Below are 23,894 nucleotides of genomic sequence, written 5' to 3'. Positions count from 1 at the left end.
GTGCTACCGCGGTGAGACGGACGCCTGCGGGGAGCGGAGCACGAGCAGGGTGATCTCGCTGGGGGCGAAGACGCGGAACGGCGGGCCCCAGAATCCCGTGCCACGGCTGGTGTACAGGAGCGTACGGTCGCCGTGCCGGCTGAGGCCGGCGACGGTGGGCTGGTCGATGCGGACCAGGTGGTGGAAGGGCCAGATCTGGCCGCCGTGGGTGTGGCCGGAGAGCTGGAGGTCGATCCCCGCGGCCGCCGCCCGGTCGATGAACTTGGGCTGGTGCGCCAGGAGAAGGACGGGCAGCTCGGGGTCGGCGCCGTCCAGGGCTCCGTCGAGGTGGGCACGGTGGCCCGCCAGGCCCGAGGACTCGGCGGTGACGTCGTCCACACCGGCGACCACGAGGGTGTCGCCTCCGCGTTCGAGCAGCACATGGCGGTTGCGCAGCGGCTCCCAGCCCAACTCGTCCATCAGGTCGACCCAGCCCTGGGCCTCGCGGTAGTACTCGTGGTTGCCGGTGACGTACACCCGGGCCCGGGTCGCCTCGACGGTGCCGAGCGGGGCGGCCTGGGCACGACGGCGCTCGGCGGTGCCGTCCGCTATGTCGCCGGTGTGGCAGACCAGGTCGGCTTCCAGGGTGTTGACCTTCTCGCACACCCGCTCCGACCAGCGGGCGCGGTCGAGCGGGCCGTAGTGGGTGTCGGTGATGAGGACGACACGGGTGCCGTCCAGCCCGGCACCCAGCCGCGGGAGTTGCACGTCCAGGCGGCGCACGCGGGGGACGCGGCGTGCCTCGGCGTATCCCCAGGCGAGCAGGACGGCGGTGACACCGAGGACGGCCCACGTGACGATCCGGGCCCGGTCCTGGCCCTCGCCCACCCCGGCCAGGGCCAGGGCGAGCCGCAACAGGACGCTGAGCAGCACGGACCAGGTGAACAGGATCCAGCTCGCGCCCAGCAGGGTGTCACCGACGATCGCCAGCCGGTCCTGCTGACGCCGGCCGTGGCCGCGCACCATCGCGAGCGGCATGCCGACGAGACCGAGGACGAACAGGGCGGTACCGGCGAGCGTGACGGGCAGCGGCCAGTGCTGTCCGCTGTACAGCAGCACCCAGCACGGCACGGCCCACAGCAGGACGGGGGCGATCAGTGGGATGAAGCGCATCAGACGGTGCAGCCGGCTCGGCCGCTCCCGCGCCTCGCTGTCGGCGGGACGGGTGTTGCTGGTGTCGGTCACGCTTCCCCTCTCTGACCGGACGGCCGTCCCGCGCACTGTATCCGGTCACCCCGGGGCGGGCCGGACGGGTGTGCCCGGGCCGTCGGGGCGAAGGGTTCCCGCCGGGCTGCCGGGACTCCGCGGGCCCTCTTGACGGGGCGTTTGGTCTGCCCCAAGTGACGTCCGACGACGTACGGCGTCGCACGAGGTCATACCCCGCTGTCGGACGCACCGCCGGGCACGGCCGAGAGGAACGCGTCGATGTCCTGCCGCAGGTAGCGCGAGACGCCGGCCAGGACGGAGACGGCTTCCTTGAGTTCGTGAGCCGGCTCCGGGGCTGTGGCCCATGCCTCTGGCTTTCTGGTGATGACCGCGTGGAGCAGATCATCGTCGAACGAGCCGCCCTCGGCCTGCTGCACGTCTTCGGACATCGTCGGATCATCTCGCGTTCGGCTCGGCCGGATCGGCGTGGAGGAGCGCGGGTGGCCATGGCCGGCCGCACGGTGAGGGGTTCCGGATGTGCGCGAGCGTTTGCGAGAACTTCTCCCGGGTTCCCGATCAGGACTTCTCCGCACTCTGGTCATGCCGGTTGCCTGGAGTCCGGCCAAGGCTCCAGGCAACCGGCATGAGCCTCTAGAAGAAGCCCAGCTTCTTCGGTGAGTAGCTCACCAGCAGGTTCTTCGTCTGCTGGTAGTGCTCCAGCATCATCTTGTGGTTCTCCCGGCCGATGCCGGACTGCTTGTAGCCGCCGAACGCCGCATGTGCCGGATACGCGTGGTAGCAGTTGGTCCAGACGCGGCCGGCCTGGATGGAACGCCCCGCCCTGTAGGCGGTGTTGATGTCCCGCGTCCACACACCCGCGCCCAGCCCGTACAGCGTGTCGTTCGCGATCTTGATGGCGTCGTCGAAGTCGTCGAAGGACGTCACCGAGACGACCGGGCCGAAGATCTCCTCCTGGAAGATCCGCATCCGGTTGTCGCCCTCGAAGATCGTCGGCTGGACGTAGTAACCGCCCTTCAACTCCCCGTCGTGCTCGATGCGTTCACCGCCCGTGAGGACCTTGGCGCCCTCCTGCCGGCCGATGTCCAGATAGGAGAGGATCTTCTCCAACTGGTCGTTGGACGCCTGGGCGCCGATCATCGTGTCCGTGTCGAGCGGGTGACCGGGCTTGATGAGCTCGGTACGGGCGACCGCCGCCTCCATGAACTCGCGGTAGTGGCCGCGCTGGACGAGGGCACGCGAGGGGCACGTGCACACCTCGCCCTGGTTGAGCGCGAACATCGTGAAGCCCTCGAGCGCCTTGTCACGGAAGTCGTCGTTCTGCGCCCACACGTCGTCGAAGAAGATGTTCGGGGACTTCCCGCCCAGCTCCAGCGTGACCGGCTTGATGTTCTCCGAGGCGTACTGCATGATCAGCCGCCCCGTGGTGGTCTCACCCGTGAACGCGACCTTCGCCACCCGCGCGCTGGAGGCCAGCGGCTTGCCCGCCTCCACTCCGAAGCCGTTGACGATGTTCACCACACCCGGCGGGATCAGGTCCGAGATCAGGCTCATCAGGTAGTGGATGGACGCCGGTGTCTGCTCGGCCGGCTTGATGACCACCGCGTTGCCGGCCGCGAGCGCCGGAGCCAGCTTCCACACCGCCATCAGGATGGGGAAGTTCCACGGAATGATCTGCGCGACCACGCCCAGCGGCTCGTGGAAGTGGTACGCGACGGTGTCGTCGTCGACCTCGCTGAGCGCGCCCTCCTGAGCCCGGATGGCCCCCGCGAAGTAGCGGAAGTGGTCGATCGCGAGCGGGATGTCGGCCGCCAGCGTCTCGCGGACCGGCTTGCCGTTCTCCCAGGTCTCCGCGACCGCCAGCTTCTCCAGGTTCGCCTCCATCCGGTCGGCGATCTTGAGCAGGATGTCGGCGCGGGCGGTCACGGACGTGCGCCCCCACGCGGGTGCCGCCGCGTGGGCCGCGTCCAGCGCGCGCTCCACGTCCTCGGCCGTGCCTCGCGCGACCTCCGTGAACGGCTGCCCGTTCAACGGGCTCGGGTTCTCGAAGTACTGTCCGCGAGCCGGCGCCACGTACTCTCCGCCGATGAAGTGGTCGTACCGCGCCTGGTAGGAGACGATCGCGCCTTCGCTGCCGGGCGCCGCGTAACGGGTCATGCTGGTTGCCTCCCGGGGAAGCGCTGCCCGCCGTTGGGCAGCTCTCGCCGCGAGGCTAGGAACCCGGACGTTGCAACGACGTTGCGCGACCCCGCAACCGCCGCCCGCTCTGCCTCCGGAGGGCGAGGCCCGACCTCACGGCGTCAGCGCGGCCGCTGCCGGACCCGGGCCTCGCGAGCGGAGCGCGCCCATCCCACCGGTGCGCCCTGTTCGGACTCCAGCTCGGCCAGGCGCGCGTGCACGGACGCCGCCGGACGCAGCGCGGACAGCGCCCGCCAGACGACCAGATCGTCCTCGCCCCACGGCGCACGGACCCAGTCGGCCAGCAGATCGGGGTCCCGCCGGGCGATGATCGCCGTCCGCAGCCCGTCGGCGAGCCTCCGCCGCAGCCGCACCACCGCCGGTGCCGTCGAACCCGGCAGCAACGGTCCCGCGTACACCGCCGCGGCCGCCGTCACCGCGCCGGTCCCGAGCCGCCGCTCCACCACCGCCGCATCGGACTCGACCGCCCGGGTGAGTCGGTACGGACGCGAACCCAGCAGGCCAGGGCCGAGGATCCTGCGCAGCCGAGCCAGTTCGGCCCGCAGCGTCACGGGCGTCACCGACTCGTCCTCGTACAGCGCGCACTGCAACTCGTCCCCGGTCAGACCTTCGGGGTGCCGGGCCAGCAGCACGAGGATCTCGCTGTGCCTGCGGCTGAGCCTGATCTTCCGGCCGTCCGCGACCAGTTGCGCCTCGTCCCGCCCCAGGGCGGTCAGTTCAAGCGAGTCGGCCAGGGCGCGCGGCGGCGCCAGCAGCGCCAGGTGCGCCTCGGCGGCCCGCGCCACCGCCTGGACGAAGCCGAGGCTGTGCGGATGCGCGAGCCCGTCCCCGCCGGTGATGTCCACCGCACCGAGCACGCGTCCCGTCCGCGGATCGTGCACGGGCGCCGCCGCACACGTCCAGGGCTGCACACGCCGGATGAAGTGCTCGGCCGCGAACACCTGCACCGGCCGGTCGACGGCGACCGCCGTGCCCGGCGCGTTCGTGCCGACCGCCGACTCCGACCACCGCGCGCCCGGAACGAAGTTCATCCGTCCGGCCTCCCGCCGCGTTCCCGGATGGCCCTCCACCCACAGAAGCCTGCCCTGCGCGTCGCACACGGCCAGGAGGTGCTCCCCGTCCGCCGCGAACGTCCCCATGAGCTCCCGGAAGAGCGGCATCACCCGCGCGAGCGGATGCTCCGCGCGGTAGGAGCCGAGTTCCCCGTCCATGAGCTCCACCCTCGCGGCGCCCTCCGGCACGACGCCGGCCCGAGCCGACCGCCGCCACGACTCCGCCACCACGGCACGCACCGGCCGCGGCACCGTGCCGGCCTCGGCGAACGACTCGTACGCGCGGCGCAGCAGCCGACCCCGCTCGGCGGGATCGGTCCCCGGTTCCAGGGCCACCCAAGGATCGGTCAACTCGGCCTCCCGGAAGGCGATGCGACTGGGTCCCATCGTCACTCCCGGTGCGGGCCTGGACAACCCGTGTGACGCTCCCCTTCCGCCCGGTGCCTCGCGGCGCCCCGCCCGGGTCGCCACGAGGCGCCCCAGGTCAGGCGAAGTTGACGAGCCGGATGTAGCGCGTCCAGTCCCAGTTCGGCCCGGGATCGGTGTGATCGGTGCCCGGCACCTCGTAGTGACCGAGGATGTGGGCGCGGTCCTTGGGGATCCCGTACTGGTCGCAGATCGCTGCGGTGAGCTTGGCCGATTCCTCGTACAGCGCGTCGGTGAAGTACGCGGGCCGGTCCACCCAGCCCTCGTGCTCGATGCCGATGCTTCTGGTGTTGTAGTCCCAGTTGCCCGCGTGCCAGGCGACGTCGCGCTCCCTCACGCACTGGGTGACATGGCCGTCGCCCGAACGCACGAGGTAGTGGGCGGACACCTTCTTCTGCGGATTCTGGAAGATGGACAGGGTCGTGACGTACGAGGCCTGGGTGACGTGGATGACCACGTAGTCGAGTTCGTAGCTGTAGGGGCGGTCGGAGGCGGTGTAGTTGGAGCCCGTCGCCGGAATCCATTCGGCGCCCGGATAGTCGACGGCCGCCGGCTGCGCGGACGCCTTGACGTCGGGGAGCAACGCGTAGGGGAGGGCCGCGAGGGCTGCTCCCTTGAGCAGCCGGCGGCGGCTCGGGAACGACCGTGCTCGCTCCATGGAGAGTTGGCCTTTCGTAGGTGGGGGGTGGGGCCGGAGCCCGCCGTCCGGCCGCGCGGCCGCTTGGCCCCGTGGTCGTGCGGTCGGCCCGTGGTCGTGCGGTCGAGTGGGGCTGTCGGGTCGCGTGGTCAGGACCGGAGCGCCGCGGCCGTCTCGCGCAGTCGGGCGTGGAGCCCGCGATGAGTCTCACGCGCGGGCAGCCATTCCTTGCGCAGCTTGGCGACGCAGGTGTAGTTGGTGTCGCAGACGTTCGCGACGGGCGACTCGACCGTCTGCGTCGCGAACTGGTACGCGTCCAGCTCGCTGAACCCGTAGTCGCGCACCAGCCACTGCACGAGGTCGAGCTGGGATATCCGGAAGGCGTCCTCCAACGGGCGGGCCGAGCCGGTCGAGATGATGTGGGTGTCGGACTCGATGCGAGGCCAGGGAGTGACGACTCCCTTGAGGAGTTCGACGATCACCACCGTGTTCATCGCGCACTCGACCGCGACTCCACAGGTCTCGCCCTCTCCCTGACGCGCGTGCCCGTCGCCGAGGCTGAGCAGGGCGCCCTCGACATTCACCCCGAGATAGCAGGTCACCCCGGCGCGCATCTCCGGTGTGTCCATGTTCCCGCCGTGCGCGTCGGGGACCAGCGCCGAGCGCACCTCCAGGTTCGCCGGCGCGACACCCACGGTGCCGTGCATCGGATCCAACGGCAGCTCGATCCGGAGGTCGCTGTCCCGTGCGCTGAACAGGGCGGTCCGCCGGTCCCGGTCGAGCTGCCAGATCCACACCGTCTCCGGCAGCGGCGGCTGGAGGGACGCGGTGGTGTGCGTGGAGGTCAGCGCTCCGAACAGGGGGACCGTCGTCGACGCCGCCCAGTCACGGGCGGGTTCGATCGACACGAAGTGGACCGCGACCGTGTCGCCCGGCTCCGCTCCCTCGACATGGAAGGGCCCGGTCTGCGGGTTGAGGAACGGGAACTCGCAGACCTCGGAGACCAAGTCCTTCTCGGAGCGCACCCGTCCGGCGAAGCAGTCCTCGGTGTAGAGATCGAGCACCGTGCCCGGCGCGATACGTGCCACGGGCGGCGCGCCGCCGAACGTCCAGGCGAACTCGCCCGGCGTGGGGCGCACGGTCAGGATCCTGGGGTCGCTCATGACTGCACGGCTCCGCTCTGCGAGGGGGCGGGGGTAGAGGTCTCGTCGAGGTGGACACGGGCGGTCTCGGCTATGCGCTCCGGGTGGCGGCGCAGCAGGAAGATCAATATCACGGCACCGGCCGACATCCAGAGACCCACGACGGGCCCGGCGTACGACACGGGTGGAGTCAGCTCGGTCACGAAGTCGAAGGCCGGCAGACCCGCCGCCGTGAGCAGCGCGGGAACGAACGCGATGATCCCGAGCAGCGGGAACACCAGATGCCGAACGGGCTTGAACACATCGCGTCTGCGGCGCAGGAAGTAGCCCGCACAGGCGAGGTTGACCACGATGTACACACCGATCACCACGGTGACGATCACTGTCGCCAGCAGCAGGAACGCGGTCACCGGGTCGTACGCGAGGCCGAGTCCCAGCATCACGGCCACGGCCACGGCGCACTGCACGGCCACCCCGGCCGCGGGGGAGCGGTGTCTCGGGTGCACGCGCGCGAAGAGCGCGGGGAGAACCCGTATCCGGGCCAGGGCGAAGGCCGTTCGTGTCGAGACGGTGGCACACGCGTTGGCGTTGGCGATCGTCGAGTTGACCACCGCGAGGAACACGAGCACCCAGAACAGGCCGAACGAAGCCCGTGCCACCCCTTCCCACGAGGCGGCACCCGAGGCGCCGAACCCCGCGAACCGGTCGGGACCGAAGTACACCGACATGGCGTAGGTCGTCAGGACATAGACGAGACCGATGCCGAGTGCCGCGCCCAGGACGGCCCGGTGCATCGTGCGGCGCGGGTCCTTGGTCTCCTCCGCCAGAGGGGCCGCCGCCTCGAACCCGGCGAAGGCCAGGACCGTGTAGACCGACCCCGCGAACACCCCGCTGATCCCGTCGTAGCCCGAGGCCGTGTGGGAAGTCCCGAAGACCGACAGCGTGTTGTTCCCGCCGGCCCTGACGATGAGCCACACCGCGAAGACGAGGAAGACCAGCACCTCGAAGACGCCGAGGGCGGTTCCGAACCTGGCCGAGGCCCGCACCCCCCAATAGCCCGCCACCGCGATGACGACCGCTCCCGCGAGTGACCAGGGCCACCAGAGGTCGTCCGGATACGAGGACCATTCCTGGTGCAGCGTGCCCGCCGTGGTGAATCCGAGCTGAAGGAGCAGGAGGGGAGGCACGAGGGCTTCGACGAACACATAGCCCCAGCCCACGAGGAACCCGACGGAGGGATGCAGCCCCTGCGCGGTGTACGTGGCCACCGATCCCGCGGAGGGCATCTCGCGCGCCAGCTCGGCCACGCACGACGCGGTGAACAGACAGGCCACCAGCGCTATCAGCACGGCGAGCGGCAGACTGCCGCCGGCGAACGCCGCACCGGACGGGATGGACGCGGCGACCGCCGCTGCCGGCGCCATGGCAGTGATGCTCTGGAACAGGACCTCGCGCAGGCCGACCGCCTCGCGCCGCAGACCCGGAACCGCCTCCTCAGACATCTGAACCCCCCGATCCGACCCGAACACAGCCATCGGCAGGACGGCTGCGCCTCGCGTGAATTACGGTACGGCGCTTGCCGGTTGGGCAGGAAGGGCCGGGCGCGAGTCCGTGGACGGCCCCGCGAATTGTGGACAACTCGATCACCCACACGTGGGAACTCCTCCGCGCGAGCACGGACCATGGACCACGGACCACCGATCAACGGCCGCTCACCACCACCGACCACGGGCCCCGGGCCCCGACCCCGGGTCACGGGCCCCCGATCACGGACCATCGGCCACGTGCCATGGTTGGCGGTCGCGGCGGTCCGCGGACCGCTTATGACCGTCCGGCCACCGCCGCAGGGTCGTCCAGAACCGCTCGTACCACCGAATGCGCCGCACCGAGCAGCGGTCCCTCGGATCCCAGGAGGGAGACGGAAACGGGACAGGCGGGCCCCGCCGTTCGCCGCGCCAGCTCGCCCTCCAGCGAGGGGAGCAGCCAGGGTGCGAGCCCGGCCAGGGCCCCGCCCAGCACGACCGTCTCCGGGTCCAGCAGGTTGACCGCCCCGGTCAGGGCTATGCCGAGCGCGGTGCCCGCGTCGTGCAGCGCACGGCGTACCCCGGGATCGCCCTCGGCGGCGAGCCGGGACAGCAGCCCGACCCGGTCCTCGCCCGGTTCGAGGCCGGCGGCACGCAGCACGGCCTCCTCGCCCGCGTACTGTTCGAGGCATCCGCGTCCGCCGCACGGGCACTCGGGCCCGTCCGGACGCACCGGGACGTGCCCCAGCTCGCCGGCGAAGCCGCGGGTCCCGCGCAGCAGCCGCCCGTCCACGAGCACGGCGGCACCGATGCCGATCTCAGCGGACACATGCAGAAAGTCACGCGGGGTCGTCTCACGGAGCCAGAGCTCCGCGAGTCCGCCGAAGTTGGCTTCGTTGTCCACGGTCAAGGGCCACTCGGCGGGCAGGAGTTCACCGAGGTCGGTGTCGTGCCAGTCGAGGTTCGGGGCCTGGACCACGGTCCGGGCGTCGCGTGCCACCAGCCCGGGGACTGCGACGGCCAGACCGGCGGGCCACAGCCCTTCCCGGTCGGCGTCCGCGACGACCTGACGTACGAGGGCGGTCAGTTCCTCGATCACCGGCCCGGCGGGCCGGCCGCGGTTCGTGCCGTGGCGCACGGCGCGGGCCCGTACCGCACCCCGGAGATCGACGGCGCACACCGCGAGATGGTCGACCCCCACCTCCGCGCCGATCCCGGCGGGACCGTGCCCGCTGACGGCGAGCGCCGAGCCGGGCCGTCCGACTCTGCCGGGCCGCTCGGGCCCCAGTTCTTCGAGAAGCCCCATGCGGATCAGCTCGTCGACGAGGGTGGACACGGCCGCCCGGGTCAGGCCGATGTGGGAGGCGACGGCGGCACGCGACAGCGGACCCTCGTCGCTGACGGTATGCATGACTCGGGAGAGATTGCGGCGGCGCATGCCCTGCTGGTTGTCGGGCAGCCGGCGGCCGGAACCGGTCGGACGGGACTCGTGCAGCGGTGCGGTCATGCTTCCGTCAATCCTCGTCCGGCCGGTCCCGTCGGCCTGTCTCGGTGTCGGTGTCGGCCTCACGGGGCGGTCCCCCGGCGAGGGGTGGGCCCACGTCGAGCGGGCCCACCGTGCCGGCGCGGCCGGTACCGCTCGCACGGGACCGGCCGTTCGTGCGAACCGGGGCGGCACGCCTGGTCATGGTCAGTTCCTGTTCGGGTCCCGTTCGAGCAGCGGGGCCGCGTCGGAGAGTACCCCGGTGATCCGGGCGAGCGTCTCCTCGTCCCGCTCCACGGCCTCGAACACCGGCCCGTTGGCCGTGCCCCAGCGCCTGGCCACCGCCGCCGGGTCCTCGCCCGTCAGCAGGCCCGCCGCCTGGGCGGCGGCGCCGAGCGCGACCAGTTCCTTCGCCTCGGGGACCTGCACGGGCCTGCCCGAGAGCCGGCGAACCGTCTGCTGCCAGGCCTTGCCCCGCGCACCGCCGCCGATCAGCAGCAACGGCTCCGAACGGTCGGCGTCCGCGTCGAGCACGAGGTCGAGGGCGCCCAGCAGGGAGTGCACGGCGCCGTCGTACGCGGCCTGGAGCAGCTGCCCGCCTGTCGTGTCGTGCCGCAGTCCGTGCAGCAGGCCCGAGGCGTGCGGCAGGTTCGGCGTGCGCTCGCCGTCCAGGTAGGGGAGGAACGTCACCGACGAGCCGGGCTCGACGGCCTCGCGGTCGAGGCCGAGCAGCGCGGCGAACCGGTCGACGGCCAGTGTGCAGTTCAGCGTGCAGGCCAGCGGGAGCCAGTCGCCGTGCGCGTCAGCGAAACCCGCGACCGTGCCGGTCGGGTCGGCGGGACGGTGTCGCGAGACGGCGTACACGGTCCCCGAGGTGCCGAGGCTCACCACCGGGGTGCCGGGGCGCAGCCCGAGGCCGAGGGCGGCGGCCGCGTTGTCCCCCGTCCCGGCCGCGACCAGGGTGCCCCTGGAGAACGGCAGCTCACCTCTGGCGTGCACCGTGCCGGCGACCTCGCCGGGCCGGACGACGCGGGGGAGCAGGGCGGGGTCGAGGCCGATGTGGGCGAGGACCTCCTCGTCGTACGCCTCGGTCCCCGAAGCCCACCAGCCGGTGCCCGAGGCGTCGCCGCGATCGGTGGTGCCCTGTCCGGTGAGCCGCTCGGTGAGGTAGTCGTGGGGGAGTCGGACGGCGGCGGTCGCCCGGACGGCGTCCGGCTCGTGCTCGGCCAGCCAGGCCCACTTCGTGGCCGTGAACGACGCGGCCGGCACACTGCCGGTCCGCTCGGCCCAGGACTTCGGCCCGCCGAGTTCCTCGACCAGCCGACGGGCCTGCGGGGCCGAACGCACGTCGTTCCACAGCAGGGCGGGTCGTACGGGTTCGCCGTGCGCGTCGAGCGTCACGAGCCCGTGCTGCTGCCCGCCGATCGACACCGCCGCCGCCTCGTGGGCGGCGTCACCGCACTGGCGCAGCGCTTCGCAGAGCGCGTCCCACCACTGCCGGGGGTCGCTCTCGCGTCCCGGCCCGGTGGAGACGGTGTGCGGTGCCTGTCCGCTGGCCACCACCTGTCCGGTCGACGCGTCGACGACCAGGGCCTTGGTGGACTGGGTGGACGAGTCCACCCCGACGACGAGCGGACCCTCGGCTGCTGACATCGGGCTCTCCCTCTTCCGCGGCTCCGCGGGATCTGTGCCGGTCACGGGCGTTTCCGGACCGCCGTGGCCCGGGTCCCGCAGTTCGTTCCTGGACCGATGTGACCAGGTTTCCTCCTTCGTCTCTTCCCAGAGACGCGTCCGCATACTAATTTGTAAACCGCCATGACGAAATAGTCGGAGCTAACAAGGAGCCGCGGCATGAACTACCAGCCCACCCCCGAGGACAGGTTCACCTTCGGACTGTGGACCGTCGGCTGGCAGGGACGGGACCCGTTCGGCGACGCCACCCGGCCCGCCCTGGACCCGGTCGAATCCGTACAGCGCCTGGCCGAGCTCGGCGCCTACGGTGTGACCTTCCACGACGACGACCTGATCCCCTTCGGGTCCTCGGACAGCGAGCGCGAGTCGCACATCAAGCGGTTCAGGCAGACGCTGGACGCGACCGGCCTCAAGGTGCCGATGGCCACCACCAACCTGTTCACGCACCCCGTCTTCAAGGACGGCGCGTTCACCTCGAACGACCGCGACGTGCGCCGCTATGCGCTGCGCAAGGTGGTCCGCAACATCGACCTGGCGGTCGAGCTCGGCGCCGAGACGTACGTCGCCTGGGGCGGCCGCGAGGGTGCCGAGTCCGGGGCCGCCAAGGACGTACGCGTCGCCCTCGACCGAATGAAGGAGGCCTTCGACCTCCTCGGCGAGTACGTGGTCTCGCAGGGCTACGACCTCAAGTTCGCGATCGAGCCCAAGCCGAACGAGCCCCGCGGCGACATCCTGCTTCCCACGGTGGGTCACGCCCTCGCCTTCATCGAGCGCCTGGAGCGCCCGGAGATGTACGGCGTGAACCCGGAGGTCGGCCACGAGCAGATGGCCGGACTGAACTTCCCCCACGGCATCGCGCAGGCCCTGTGGGCGGGCAAGCTCTTCCACATCGACCTCAACGGTCAGTCCGGCATCAAGTACGACCAGGACCTCCGGTTCGGCGCGGGCGACCTGCGGTCCGCCTTCTGGCTGGTGGATCTCCTGGAGAGCGCCGGTTACGCGGGCCCGAAGCACTTCGACTTCAAGCCTCCGCGGACCGAGGACTTCGACGGCGTGTGGGCGTCGGCCGAGGGCTGCATGCGCAACTACCTGATCCTGCGCGAGCGCGCGACGGCCTTCCGGGCCGACCCCGAGGTCCAGGCGGCGCTGCATGCCTCGCGCCTGCACGAGCTGTCGCAGCCCACGGCCGAGGACGGCCTCTCGGCACTGCTCGCGGACCGTACCGCCTTCGAGGACTTCGACGTCGAGGCCGCGGCCGTGCGTGGCATGGCCTTCGAGCAGCTGGACCAGCTCGCCATGGACCACCTCCTGGGCGTGCGCGGCTGACCGTGTCGCCACCTGGGAACGGACCCGCTCCCCGGCGGGTCCGACCCACGGTCCACGGTGGCTGATCCTCGTGCGGAATTGCCCGGAATCATGCGATCCATGGCATGAGTCCGTATCAACTTCCGTACAGGGGTCGCGCGATGGACGGATTCGAGGCGACTCTTGGCGGTATGGCCATGCCGCCGGAACCGCCTCGAACCCCAGGTCCGCAGGGAGACCAGCGCAGTCCTGGGGGTGATGTGCACAGCCCGGGCCCGGACGGCTACGGCCCTCCGTCGTCCGGGGGCTACGGTCCGCCTTCGTCCAGGGGTTACGGTCCCCCGTCATCGGGGGGCTATGGTCCTCCGCCTTCAGGCGGCTACGGTCCTCCGCCGGACGGTTACGGGGCCAATTCAGGAAGCGACGGCCCCTCCTACGGGGGCTACGGTCCGCCGTCGCAGGGGAGCGGGTGGCCGTCCGGAAGCAGCGGTGGTGGATGGCAGCCTCCCCCGCCGCCTCCTGGCCCCCCGCCGGGACCGCCGGACGGACCCGGCGGTCGCCAAGGGGGCCGCCGCACCTTGCTTCTTGTGATCGCTCTGATCGTCGGCATCGCCGTCGTCGTCGCCGTGGTCGTGGCCACCACGGGTGGCGGCGGCAAGAACAAGAAATCCCCCGCCGGGAGCACCGGACCGTCGCCGAGTCCCTCGTTGAGTCTCCCGTCCGAGCTGCCGTCGCTCCCCTCGGGCCTGCCCACCGTCGTGCCGTCCCTGCCGTCGAGCCTGCCCTCCGGACTGGTGCCCAGCGACCTTCGATCCCTCTTCCCGTCCCTCGCAAACGACGACGTGCCCTACTACATGCTCAGCAAGGGCGATTGTTTCGACACGGACGACACCCAGCCCGGGCAGGCCGTCAAACGCGAGTGCAGCCAGCCGCACGACGCCGAGGTCGTGAAGGTCTCCGAACTCAACGGCACCTACACGACGGACGCGGCCCTCAAGAAGGCGGCGTCAGCCCTCTGCGAGGCCTCCCTGGAACGAAAGGCCGCCCAGCAGTCCGCCGGGACGGTGCGCGCCACACTCGTGCAGTACCCGGACACCGGGACCTACGGGACCGGCATCGACAAGGTCGCGTGCAGCCTGGCCGCAGGCTCCGGCAAAGGTACGCAGAAGCTCACCGGACCGCTGAAATGAACGGCACGCGTGCGTGGCCGCTGTCCATCGTCCACGCACGCGTGCCGCGCCGAAAGGGCCGACGGGATCAGATACCGCGCGGCAGCCGCACGTAGGTGACCGTCGTCTTGACACCGCTGTCCACGAGCCGCCCCTGCGCGTCGAAGGCGCCCGCTCCGTCGGTCATCCCGAAGTCGTTGTCGTTGATGACGGCGAGAGTGTCGTGGTCCACGCGCGCGACGCCCTCGATCTTGCCGGGGACGCCCGCGACGGTGCCCAGATCGACCACGAGACGCTTCGCCGGCACCGGAACGCCGGCCGAAGCCGGGTCGTCCAGCTGCTCAAGCGAGGGCGATGTCGTGTCGTCGTCCCACGGACCGCCGAGGATGTTCGCGTCCCGGGTGAGCCGCACCGACTGGAGCCGGGCAGCCTTGTCGGTGCGTTCCTCGACGAGCAGCCGGTCACCGCCGACGGCCACCACTGAGGAGATCTTCAGCTCGGACGTGTCGTCCTCGCTGGGGTCGACCACGCCGACCGGGTCGAAGCGGTACGCGTACTCGGCGGTCACGGCGTGCTTCCTGGGGGAGAAGCGCAGCAGCCGCGTGTTGCGCGACGCGTCCCCGGCGACCGCGTCCGGGAGCGAGAGAGGGCTCTGAAGCGCCATCACCAGATCGCCGTCGGGAAGCTGGGCGAGCCCTTCGAGACCGCGGTTGGTCTTGCGGTGGAGCAGAACCGCCGGCAGCGCCTCGATGACCGGGTAGTCCGCGCCGGTCAGGTTGAGTCCCTTGGGAACGTAACGCGCGAGGACCTTCCCGCGCGCGGAGACATGGACCAGGGACGGGCTGTACTCGTCGACGAGCCAGAAGGAGCCGTCCTTCGCCCGCACGATGCCCTCGGTGTCCAGGCCGTTCGCGTTGTACTGGAGAGGGCTCTGGGCGTCGTAGGAGTACGGTGCCTCGTCGCGCCCCGCCTGGTTGGACAGCCCGGTGACCGCCTTCCCGGAGGAGGTCGTGATCGGGATGGCGCCGACGACCTTCACGGAGTCACCGCGCACCCGGATCTTCACGATCGCCGGGTCGAAGCCCGGAACCGGGAACGTCCGACGCTTCTTGCCGTCCACCTTGATCTGGCCGTTCGGGCCCCGGTCGGTGACCGTCCAGAACTCGCCCTTGCGCCCGGCCGGGTAGATGTCGCTGCCGATGCCGCCGAGATCGACTCCTCGGTCGTTGTCGACCGTGCCGGGCAGCAGCGCGTTGCTGAACGTGCCGAGCGGGATGTCCCCGAGCGTCGCGGTGTGCGTCACCCGCGGCTGCGCCGGGCCGGACGTCGCGTCCGCGGTGCCGGCCATCACGAAGGCGGCCACTACGGCGAGCGGCACGCCCAGGGCGACGGACCGGTGGATGTGCTGCTTGCCGGCGACATGCGGGGACATCAGGCCTCCTGAGTCACAAGTACGTTGACAGCGGCCAGAGTTGGCCCTGGCGTCGAACGGCTCACGACGTGAGGGTGAACGCCGCGCGTCGACCACTCGTCGGGCTTCCTCCGCCGGGACGGCTGTGCCTGGCGAGGCGCCCGGGGTGGGCTCAGGGTTGACTAGGGGGCGCGCCTCAGGGACGTATCAGGGTCGGGGTCCGGAACCGTGGGACGCGGGGACCCGTTCTCAGGACAGAGAGCGGCAGCAGCCGCGGAGGAGGCGACACATGTCGAAGAACGCGAAGATCGCCGCAGGAGGTGTGGCGGTCGGCCTGATTCTGTTGATCTGGCTGCCCTGGTGGGCCGCCTTCCTGATCGTGCTGGGAGTTCCGGCGGCCGCGTATCTGGCGCTGGACCCCTCGCAGCGGCGCAGGCTGCGCCGTGTCAGCCGCAAGGAGCTCGGCCGCTGAGGAGTCATCGCCCGACGGTGATCCTTCCGTCGGGCGATTCCTCGGCTCACCATGGGTGGTCATCTCCGGCTCAGGGTGACCGCTCGGGTCCGGGAGGGCCGGCCTGACCGGCACGCGACACCGGTCGAGGACCGCGTCACCCGGGATTCCGTGTGGCGCGGTCGTTCAGCTGGGGCGGACCGCCATCTTGTCCAAGGCCTCCAGCAGGCCGGGCAGCTCCGGCCCGCGGCCCACGGGCAGGACCTCTCCGGGCTCGTCGTCGAGCAGCACGAACGCGATGTCGTCGGTCCTGGCGACGAGGGACCAGCCGGGGCCGTCGGCGCGCAGCGTGCGCGCGTCGCCCGTGGCGAAGGACGAGCGGACGCGCCCCAGCGGGGGCGGTGTGTCCACGTACGACCGGGCCTCGTCGAGAACACGGCGGATGCCGGCACGGTTCACGGCCTTGCCGTCCGTCCCGTCCTCGCCCGCCTTCTCCTCCCCGCTCGGAGGGTCCTGAGCGTCGTCGGAGGCGCCCTCGGCACCCTCCGCGGGCGCGAACCCGCCGTCGTCGATCTGCTCGCGCCACGTCGCCCACTGGAGCGCGATCTCGTCCGCACCGAGGCGTCGCTGGGCCGGTCCCCACGAGGCGGTGTCCGGCGGGCTGAGCGGAGGCCGCTCGGTGAGCTCGGTCGACGGATCGTGCGGAGCCGGCACCCCGGGGGCCGACACGGCGACCTCGAGGGGCCAGCCGGGCAGCGCGGCGACGACCGTCCGCTCGTCCGGTGACAGTTCGTGCTCCATCCCGCAGTCCCAGGACGCGATGGCGACGGCGACCAGGGAGACGTCGTCGATGACGACGGTCCAGCGCGCGCCCTCCCCGTCCTGGCCGAGCACCAGCCCGTACCCCTCCGCGAGAGGTGCGAGGTCGAGCGTCGCGCAGGCCTCCGGGTAGTCGTCACCGAGCACACTGGGGAACTTCGCCGGCGTCAACAACACCGCCGTCAGTACGTACAGCGCGTCGTCGTCCCCGGTGGCGACGGCGTCTTCGTCCGTCCCGGCCATTTCCAGCCTCCCGATCGCTCCATCTGTCGGCGCACCCTAAGCGACGGGAAGGCGCTTGTCACGGGCCCGAAACCTGTGCGGAGCTGCAAGTATCCGGCTGGACAGGGGCGAAACGCCCTCGTCGGCCCCCCGGTCAGGCCGCGGGCAGTCCGAGCAGGCTGCGGGCGACCGCCTGCGGCGACTCGTCGCGTTCCCTGGCGAGAGCGACAACTGCCCGGCAGGCAAGCTCGTTCACCCCGAAGGACAGCGCCTCAGGCGACACCCAGGTGGCCGCCTCGTCGATCCGGTCCTCGTCGTCCTCCGCGCACGCGGCCACGTATACCGCGGCCGCTTCGAACAGGTTGTATGTGCGTTTTCTCTCGTCCCGGGCCGTCCGCTGCGGGGATCCCTCGGGCGCTTCGGTCGTGGTCCTGCGCCCGATCGTGCGGAGCCTGCCGAACATGCCGCTCATCCGGTCACCATCCCCTGTTCGATCGCCGATCGTGCCGTTGCTGCTACTCAACGTAGAGATGGAGTCGCGGCGACAGAAGAGGGGCGGCACGGTGAAGCGGAGCCTCCGTATCAGTGGCCGGCCGCGTCGAGTGCTGTGAGCGTGGTCCGCAGCCAGGCCAGTTCGGCCTGGCTGGTGGCCCGCGCGATGGTGAGGATGCCGGCCCGGAAGGGGTCGTCCAGCTCCTCTGCCCGCAGCGGCCGGTCACCGTCGTAGAAGAAGCTCGCGGGCTCCTCCAGGAAGGCCAGCCTTCGGCGCAGCACGACGGCCTGTGCCGCGGGGTCCTCGAGACGCTTGAGGAAGGCCAGCACCGTGAACCAGCGGTTCTCGTCCGTGATGTCCCGCCGCGACGGTTCCGCGAGCCTGTGGCGCAGTTCTCGCGCACCCTCCTCGGTGAGTGTCAGGACGTGGCGCGGGGCGGCCACGGAGCCGGGCTGCGTGGCCCGTTCCAGCAGTCGCGCGTTCTCCAGGCGCTTGATGGCGGGATACAGCGTGCTCTCCGCCACCGGCTTCACGTGTCCTGTCAGCGCGGTGATGCGCTTGCGCAGCTCATAGCCGTGCAGCGGGGCGTCGTACAGGAATCCGAGGATGGCCAGCTCCAGCATGCCCCTAGTCTCTCGCATCGACGCTGTACATCGGTTCATTGATACATCGGAACCGATGTATCCTCTTTGAGTCGAGAAACAGCGGACGAGCAGCAAGAGGGGGACGGCGACGTGCGGCAGACGGACTTCGACGCCAGGGGAAGCAAGATCCGCTGGACGGAGGCGACGGGCGGTGGACCCGCGCGCGTGTACGTGCACGGCCTGGGGTCGGCCTCGACGGTCTACAACGCCCATATCGCCGCGCGGCCCGAACTCGCGGGCCGGCGCACCCTGTTCGTCGACCTGCCCGGCCACGGCATCAGCGACCGGCCCGCCGACTTCGGCTACACCCTTGAGGACCACGCCACGGCCCTGGCGGCCGCCCTGGACGCGGCCCAGGTCACCGGGGCCGAGCTCGTCGCGCACAGCATGGGCGGCTCCGTCGCCATCGTGCTCGCCCATCGCCGCCCCGAACTCGTCTCGCGGCTCGTCCTCGTGGAGGCGAACCTCGACCCGCACCCTTCCCTCACCGCGGGCAGCAGCGGCATCGCCGCCTACGAGGAGGAGGACTATGCCGAGAACGGGGGACACGCGCGCGTGCTCGCAAAGGTCGGCCATCCCTGGGCCGCGACCATGCGCCTCGCCGATCCGCGTGCCCTGCACCGCTCGGCGACGGGACTCGTCCACGGCACCACCCCGACGATGCGGCACATGCTCGTCGGGCTGACGGTGGAGCGCGTCTACCTTCAGGGTGAGCTCAGCGGCGAACTGCCGGGCGTGGAAGGCCTGGAAGCGGCAGGAGTGCGTGTCGTGACCGTGCCGGGCGCCGGACACAACATCATGTTCGACAACCCCGCCGCGTTCGCACAGGCGGTGACCGGCACGGACTGACGGCCGGTCACCGGGTCCGCCGGGCGATCAGCCCCGACGGGCGGCCAGCGCGAGGAAACGGGCGTCCTCGTCCACGTACGAGGTCATGTCCCAGCCCGAACCGGCCAGCAGGGGGCCCAGGTTGTGCTCGGCGCGCAGGTCGTCCGGAGTGATGTGCCGACCCTGGCGGGCCGCGAGCGCCGCCCGCCCGATCGGGTGGAAGAGAGCCAGCGTGCCGCCGGGCCGTACCACCCGGGCCAACTCCCGCAGGTTCGCGGCCGGGTTCGGAAGATGCGCGACGAGCCCGGCCGCGAACACCGCGTCCAGTGACTCCGTGCGCAGCGGCAGCGCCGTGACATCGGCCAGCAGCAGCCGGCCATCACCGTCCCGTCCGGCCCGGACCGCCGCCACCAGCATCGCCGGGGTCAGATCGGCTCCGACGACCACCCCGTCGGCGCCCACGGCCGCCCGCAGCGGGGGCAGGGCGCGTCCGGTTCCGCAACCCGCGTCGAGCACGCGATCGCCCGCGCGCAACCGCATCCGCGCCACCGCCGCCGCGTACGCGGGGCCGTCGTCGGGGAAGCGGCTGTCCCAGTCAGCGGCGCGAGCCCCGAAGAACTCCTGGACGTGTGTGTGGTCGTCGCTCATGTGCCGCATGATCTCTCACCGACACGAAGGATGACGCGGTGCACACGTTCGAGCCCGACGCGATCGCACGGGTGCACCTCTTCGTCACTTTGCAACAGCTTTCGAAACGCGCCCCAGTTGTGCGCCCCAGCGCGCATTAGCGTCCCGGGGTCATGGGACATCTGGACCACGCCGCTTTCGGCTGGCTGACCCCCGTACTGTCGTACGCGATGGCCTGCACGGGTTCCGCGCTGGGGCTGCGCTGCACGGTCCGCGGACTCGACGCCTCCGGACGGTCGCGCCGCAACTGGCTGCTCACGGCGGCCTCGGCCATGGGCACGGGCATCTGGACGATGCACTTCGTGGCGATGCTCGGCTTCGGTGTCACCGGCACCGAGATCCGCTACGACGTGCCTCTGACGATCTTCAGCCTGCTCGTCGCCATGACCGTCGTCGGCGCGGGCCTCTTCGCCATCGGCTACGGCCGCGACCGGCGCCGCTCACTGGCCCTCGGCGGACTCACCGCCGGATTCGGCATCGCGAGCATGCACTACCTCGGCATGGCGGCGCTGCGGCTGCACGGCCAGGTGCGCTACGACCCGGCACTCGTCGCCCTCTCCGTCGTGATCGGCGTGATCGCGGCGACAGCCGCACTGTGGGCCGCGCTGTCCATCAGATCCGCGGTGACGGTCGCCGTCGCCTCCCTCGTCATGGGCGGCGCGGTGAGCAGCATGCACTACACCGGAATGATGGCCGTGAGCGTACGCGTCACCCCCTCGGGCGACGCGCTGTCCGGCGCCACGGCGATGCAGTTCATCTTCCCGCTCGCCGTCGGACTCGGGTCCTACCTCTTCCTGACCGCCGCGTTCGTCGCGCTGTCCCCGATGTCCGGCCGAACCGAAGCGTCCGTGCCCGCCCGGCGCCCGGCCGACGGCGTCGTCCGCTGACACCGGTCCCGGAGCCGCGCGGCCCCGGCGGCACGCCCCGAACCTCTCCGACCGAGGAGACCATGCGTACACCCCGCAGGACCACCACAGGCGGCCCGCAGCCGCCGCCCCCGCGTCGCGGCCGTCGGGCGCACGCGGGCCCGCCGGCCGACGAGGGCGCGGACATCGGGGACCTCCTCGCCGGACCCCCGCCCGAAGCGTCCACGCGCGCGGGACGATGGCGGATCCGGCCCCGCACCGTCCGGGCCAAGATCGTGAGCCTGCTGATGGTGCCCATCGTCTCCCTGCTCGCGCTGTGGGCCTACGCCACCGTGAGCACCGCGCAGGACGTCGCGCGGCTGCGGCAGTCGCAACGCGTGGACTCCACGGTCCGCGCCCCCGTCGACGCCGCGGTTGCCGCGCTCCAGGCCGAACGCACGGAAGCCGTCCGCTACGCGACCGACCCCGCCACGGTGTCGCCGAGCGACCTCAAGGACCTCTCACGGCTCACCGACAACGCCGTGGCCAAGCTCCGCCTCGGAGACCACAACACCGTCGCCGACGGCGCCGACCTGCCCTCCGGAGTCGCCGAACGCCTCGCCGCGTTCGTCGCGGACGCGGGGCGACTGAGGACACTGCGCGACGGGGTGCTGGAGCGCCGTACCGGATGGGAAGTGGCGTACGGCGAGTACACCAGGACCATTTCGACGGCCTTCGGCGTCGACGGAGCGCTCACCGGCATCTCCGGCGCGGCGATGGGCTCCGACGCGCGTGTGCTGCTGGAGCTCTCCCGGGCCGGTGAGGCACTCGCCCAGGAGGACGCCGTGCTCGGGGGCGCCCGGCTCGCCGGGACGCTCGACGGCGAACGGCTGCGGCTCTTCACGGGAGCCGTGGACACCCGCCGCACCCTGACGGACGCCTCGACCCCGGACCTCAGCGGGCTCCAGCTGAATGCCTGGAACGACCTCGCGGAAGGGAGCGCGTACGGCGACGTGCGCTCCATCGAGGACAGGGTCACGGCCTCGCGCCCCGGAGCCAAGGCACTCGACGCCGCTCCGGAGGCCGTCTGGAGCATCGCCCACGAGCGGGTGAGCGACGGCATGCGGACGGCCGAGGCCGACGCGAGCCGTGGCACGGCGGACGCGGCCGATCCGCTCGGACACGCCCTGCTCACCCCGGCGGGCGCCGCGGTCCACTTCGGCCTCGCCGCCGTCATCGCCTCCCTGATCATCTCCGTACGCATCGGACGCGACCTCGTCGTCGAACTCGTGGCACTGCGCGACGGCGCCCTGGACATCGCCCGCCGGAAACTCCCCGAGGCCATGCGCAGACTGCGCGCCGGCGAGGCGGTCGACGTGGACGAGGAGGCCCCGCCCGCACGGCCCTCGGAGGACGAGACCGGACAGGTCGCCCAGGCACTGAACACCGTCCACAGGGCCGCCCTGCGCGCCGCGGTCGAGCGCGCCGAGCTGGCAGGCGGCATCTCCGGAGTCTTCGTCAACCTCGCCCGCCGCAGCCAGGTACTCGTGCACCGCCAGCTGAATCTCCTGGATGCCATGGAGCGCCGGTCCGAGGACCCGGACGAGCTGAGCGACCTGTTCCGGCTCGACCACCTCACCACGCGGATGCGACGCCACGCGGAGAGCCTCATCATCCTCTCCGGAGCCGCGCCGGGACGGGCGTGGCGAAGGCCCGTCTCGCTCATGAACGTGGTCAGGGCGGCGGTCTCCGAAGTCGAGGACTACGCGCGCGTGGAGGTACGGCAACTCCCCGAGGCGGCAGTCGTCGGCGGAGCGATCGCCGACCTCACTCACCTGCTGGCGGAAGTCGTCGAGAACGCCGCCCAGTTCTCGCCCCCGCACACCCGTGTGCGCGTCACCGGAGAACCGGTCGCGAACGGGTACGCGATCGAGGTCGAGGACCGGGGGCTCGGCATGGGGAAGGAGCGGATCGCCGAGGCCAACCTGCGCATCGAGCGCTCCGAGGCGCTCGACCTGTACGACAGCGACCGGCTCGGCCTCTTCGTGGTCAGCAGGCTCTCGGCTCGGCACGGCATCAAGGTGCGCCTCCGGACCTCGCCCTACGGAGGCACCACCGCGGTCGTGCTGCTGCCCACGGCACTGCTGCACGAAGGCCCGGTGGAACGTTCCCTCCCCGAGGCCGACACGGAGGGGCCGCTGGAAAGGGGGTACGCGCGCGTACCGGTCCCGCCGGGAAACGACGCCGTACGGGCTGTCGACGAACGGCCCGCACTGGTCACGCCGCTGCCGAGGGCTTCCGAGGATCGTGCGAACGGATCACGGCGGACACCACCCCCGGCGTCCGGATCACGGATGACACCACACCTGGCCAGCGGATCACGGGAGACACCACGCTCGGCGAGCGGTACGACGGAGACCGCGTCCCAGGGCACCGCGCCACTGCGGCTGCACCGCCCGGAGGAGGACTCCGAGAGCTCCGGCGGGCTTCCGCGTCGGGTCCGCCAGACGAATCTCGTCCCCCAACTGCGCGGACAGCGTGCCGAGGAGCCGGTGGAACCCCCGGGTTCCCCGGTGGACGCCGAGCGCACGCCCGAAGTCGTGCGGGCGCGCATGGCCGCGTACCGGTCCGGCTGGGTACGTGGCGGCGGCCGGCCACCCGGCATCGACGCCACCTCTGGCCGCGAAGCGGGCAGCGACAGCAGCGAAGGAGACCTTTCATGATCCAGGACTCGGGCAAGGCCGGTGCCCAACGGGCCGGCGAACTCGACTGGCTGCTGGACGACATGGTGGTGCGGGTGACCGAAGTACGGCACGCCGTGGTCCTGTCGAACGACGGACTGGCGGTGGGCGCGTCCACCGGGCTGCGACGGGAGGACGCCGAACACCTCGCGGCCGTCGCCTCCGGATTCCACAGCCTGGCCAAGGGCGCGGGCCGCCACTTCGGCGCGGGCGGAGTGCGCCAGACCATGGTGGAGATGGACGATGGCTTCCTGTTCGTCGCCGCCGCGGGGGACGGCTCGTGCCTCGCCGTCCTGACGGCCGTCACCGCCGACATCGGCCTCGTGGCCTACGAGATGGCGCGCCTGGTCAAGCGGGTCGGTGAGCATCTCCACGCCCCGCCCAGGGGCGCCGCACAGCCGCCCGCGGCGGGATGACCGGGGACACGCCTGTGCGGACGACCGAGGACACGCCGGACATCCCGTCATGGCCGGACAGCCAGTGGTACGACCAGGAGGCGGGACCGCTCGTCCGCCCCTACGCCGTGACGGGCGGCCGGACCCAGGCCGGTCCGGCCGGGACACGTCTGGATCTGATCGCCCTGGTCGCGCTGGGCGGGGCAGCGGCGAGAGCGGACGAGGACACCTCGCTCGGTCCTGAGCACCGGAACCTGATCGAGCTGTGCCGGACGGAGACGCTGTCGGTCGCCGAACTGGCGGCGGGCACCGGCCTTCCCGTGGGGGTGGTCAGGGTGCTCCTGGGTGACCTCGTGGAACGCGGCTGTGTCACCGTCAGCCGGCCCGTGCCGCCCGCGGAACTGCCCGACGAGCGCATCCTCCGTGAGGTGATCGAGGGCCTGAGGGCGCTCTAGATGATCCACAACGGTCGGCATCGCGGCTGTTGCCGCTCACTTCCGGGCGCGGAACGGGTGCGTTCCGGTCGC

General features: G+C 71.5%; 22 protein-coding genes. 8 read left to right on the top strand and 14 right to left on the bottom strand.

What is annotated here, in order from left to right; all coding sequences use genetic code 11:
* Window positions 1–3: 3 nt before the first annotated feature.
* The 9 genes from WJM95_RS03080 to xylB form a co-directional block, all read right to left on the bottom strand.
* Window positions 4–1,224, bottom strand: coding sequence for a metallophosphoesterase (locus WJM95_RS03080; protein WP_339127900.1), 1,221 nt, complete (start codon window positions 1,222–1,224; stop codon window positions 4–6).
* 188 nt (window positions 1,225–1,412) lie between these two features.
* The gene (locus WJM95_RS03075; protein ID WP_339127899.1) at window positions 1,413–1,634 is read right to left on the bottom strand and encodes a hypothetical protein; all 222 of its coding nucleotides are present in this window, start codon (window positions 1,632–1,634) and stop codon (window positions 1,413–1,415) included.
* Between the two features lie 202 nt (window positions 1,635–1,836).
* On the bottom strand, window positions 1,837–3,360 hold the full coding sequence (locus tag WJM95_RS03070) for an aldehyde dehydrogenase family protein (protein WP_339127898.1): 1,524 nt from the start codon (window positions 3,358–3,360) through the stop codon (window positions 1,837–1,839).
* Between the two features lie 143 nt (window positions 3,361–3,503).
* Complete coding sequence (locus WJM95_RS03065; protein ID WP_339127897.1) at window positions 3,504–4,841, bottom strand: GAF domain-containing protein; 1,338 nt, start codon at window positions 4,839–4,841, stop codon at window positions 3,504–3,506.
* Window positions 4,842–4,938: 97 nt separating this feature from the next.
* Window positions 4,939–5,538 carry an N-acetylmuramoyl-L-alanine amidase gene (locus tag WJM95_RS03060; RefSeq protein WP_339127896.1) on the bottom strand — a complete coding sequence of 200 codons (600 nt, stop codon included), beginning with the start codon at window positions 5,536–5,538 and terminating at the stop codon, window positions 4,939–4,941.
* A gap of 128 nt (window positions 5,539–5,666) precedes the next feature.
* Entirely contained in the window at window positions 5,667–6,680 is a 1,014-nt protein-coding gene (locus tag WJM95_RS03055; protein ID WP_339127895.1) for an acetamidase/formamidase family protein, read from the bottom strand.
* Window positions 6,677–8,161 carry an APC family permease gene (locus WJM95_RS03050; protein ID WP_339127894.1) on the bottom strand — a complete coding sequence of 495 codons (1,485 nt, stop codon included), beginning with the start codon at window positions 8,159–8,161 and terminating at the stop codon, window positions 6,677–6,679. Before WJM95_RS03050 ends, WJM95_RS03055 begins: the two co-directional genes overlap by 4 nt.
* Before the next feature lie 319 nt (window positions 8,162–8,480).
* Window positions 8,481–9,689: an ROK family transcriptional regulator gene (locus tag WJM95_RS03045; RefSeq protein WP_339127893.1), complete on the bottom strand. Its 1,209-nt coding sequence runs from the start codon at window positions 9,687–9,689 to the stop codon at window positions 8,481–8,483.
* 183 nt (window positions 9,690–9,872) lie between these two features.
* The gene (gene xylB / locus WJM95_RS03040; protein WP_339127892.1) at window positions 9,873–11,318 is read right to left on the bottom strand and encodes a xylulokinase; all 1,446 of its coding nucleotides are present in this window, start codon (window positions 11,316–11,318) and stop codon (window positions 9,873–9,875) included.
* Window positions 11,319–11,516: 198 nt separating this feature from the next.
* Between xylB and xylA the strand changes: the two genes are divergently transcribed.
* On the top strand, window positions 11,517–12,683 hold the full coding sequence (gene xylA, locus WJM95_RS03035) for a xylose isomerase (protein WP_339127891.1): 1,167 nt from the start codon (window positions 11,517–11,519) through the stop codon (window positions 12,681–12,683).
* A 566-nt stretch (window positions 12,684–13,249) separates the two neighbouring features.
* Window positions 13,250–13,852, top strand: a complete 603-nt coding sequence (locus tag WJM95_RS03030) for a hypothetical protein (protein ID WP_339127890.1) — start codon at window positions 13,250–13,252, stop codon at window positions 13,850–13,852.
* A gap of 67 nt (window positions 13,853–13,919) precedes the next feature.
* Here WJM95_RS03030 and WJM95_RS03025 read toward each other — a convergent pair whose 3' ends face one another.
* Window positions 13,920–15,263 (bottom strand): esterase-like activity of phytase family protein, encoded by a 1,344-nt coding sequence (locus WJM95_RS03025; protein ID WP_339127889.1) that lies wholly within the window; start codon window positions 15,261–15,263, stop codon window positions 13,920–13,922.
* Between the two features lie 268 nt (window positions 15,264–15,531).
* Between WJM95_RS03025 and WJM95_RS03020 the strand changes: the two genes are divergently transcribed.
* On the top strand, window positions 15,532–15,714 hold the full coding sequence (locus WJM95_RS03020; protein WP_037616771.1) for a hypothetical protein: 183 nt from the start codon (window positions 15,532–15,534) through the stop codon (window positions 15,712–15,714).
* A 165-nt stretch (window positions 15,715–15,879) separates the two neighbouring features.
* Here the strand turns inward: WJM95_RS03020 and WJM95_RS03015 are convergent, their stop codons facing one another.
* From WJM95_RS03015 to WJM95_RS03005, 3 genes are all read right to left on the bottom strand, one after another.
* Window positions 15,880–16,755 (bottom strand): hypothetical protein, encoded by an 876-nt coding sequence (locus tag WJM95_RS03015; RefSeq protein ID WP_339127888.1) that lies wholly within the window; start codon window positions 16,753–16,755, stop codon window positions 15,880–15,882.
* Between the two features lie 133 nt (window positions 16,756–16,888).
* A complete protein-coding gene (locus WJM95_RS03010; RefSeq protein WP_339135330.1) occupies window positions 16,889–17,197 on the bottom strand; it encodes a hypothetical protein in 309 nt (102 codons plus the stop codon).
* 119 nt (window positions 17,198–17,316) lie between these two features.
* Complete coding sequence (locus tag WJM95_RS03005) at window positions 17,317–17,850, bottom strand: PadR family transcriptional regulator (RefSeq protein WP_339127887.1); 534 nt, start codon at window positions 17,848–17,850, stop codon at window positions 17,317–17,319.
* Between the two features lie 111 nt (window positions 17,851–17,961).
* Here WJM95_RS03005 and WJM95_RS03000 point away from each other — a divergent pair, with 111 nt between their 5' ends.
* Window positions 17,962–18,720: an alpha/beta hydrolase gene (locus tag WJM95_RS03000; RefSeq protein ID WP_339127886.1), complete on the top strand. Its 759-nt coding sequence runs from the start codon at window positions 17,962–17,964 to the stop codon at window positions 18,718–18,720.
* Window positions 18,721–18,747: 27 nt separating this feature from the next.
* Here the strand turns inward: WJM95_RS03000 and WJM95_RS02995 are convergent, their stop codons facing one another.
* Window positions 18,748–19,347, bottom strand: a complete 600-nt coding sequence (locus tag WJM95_RS02995) for a methyltransferase domain-containing protein (RefSeq protein ID WP_339127885.1) — start codon at window positions 19,345–19,347, stop codon at window positions 18,748–18,750.
* A gap of 152 nt (window positions 19,348–19,499) precedes the next feature.
* On the opposite strand from WJM95_RS02995, the gene WJM95_RS02990 reads away from it, so the two are divergent.
* The 4 genes from WJM95_RS02990 to WJM95_RS02975 all read left to right on the top strand — a co-directional run bounded on the left by WJM95_RS02990 (window position 19,500) and on the right by WJM95_RS02975 (window position 23,822).
* Window positions 19,500–20,273 carry an MHYT domain-containing protein gene (locus WJM95_RS02990; protein WP_339127884.1) on the top strand — a complete coding sequence of 258 codons (774 nt, stop codon included), beginning with the start codon at window positions 19,500–19,502 and terminating at the stop codon, window positions 20,271–20,273.
* A 62-nt stretch (window positions 20,274–20,335) separates the two neighbouring features.
* A complete protein-coding gene (locus WJM95_RS02985; protein WP_339127883.1) occupies window positions 20,336–22,954 on the top strand; it encodes a nitrate- and nitrite sensing domain-containing protein in 2,619 nt (872 codons plus the stop codon).
* Window positions 22,951–23,388 carry a roadblock/LC7 domain-containing protein gene (locus WJM95_RS02980; RefSeq protein WP_339127882.1) on the top strand — a complete coding sequence of 146 codons (438 nt, stop codon included), beginning with the start codon at window positions 22,951–22,953 and terminating at the stop codon, window positions 23,386–23,388. The genes WJM95_RS02985 and WJM95_RS02980 overlap by 4 nt, the downstream gene beginning before the upstream one ends.
* Window positions 23,385–23,822 (top strand): DUF742 domain-containing protein, encoded by a 438-nt coding sequence (locus WJM95_RS02975; protein WP_339127881.1) that lies wholly within the window; start codon window positions 23,385–23,387, stop codon window positions 23,820–23,822. Before WJM95_RS02980 ends, WJM95_RS02975 begins: the two co-directional genes overlap by 4 nt.
* Window positions 23,823–23,894: the final 72 nt, after the last annotated feature.

Origin of the sequence: Streptomyces sp. f51, from assembly GCF_037940415.1 — a bacterium.
In the GTDB taxonomy this organism is placed as follows: domain Bacteria; phylum Actinomycetota; class Actinomycetes; order Streptomycetales; family Streptomycetaceae; genus Streptomyces.
This window is presented reverse-complemented; position numbering and strand designations above follow the sequence as displayed.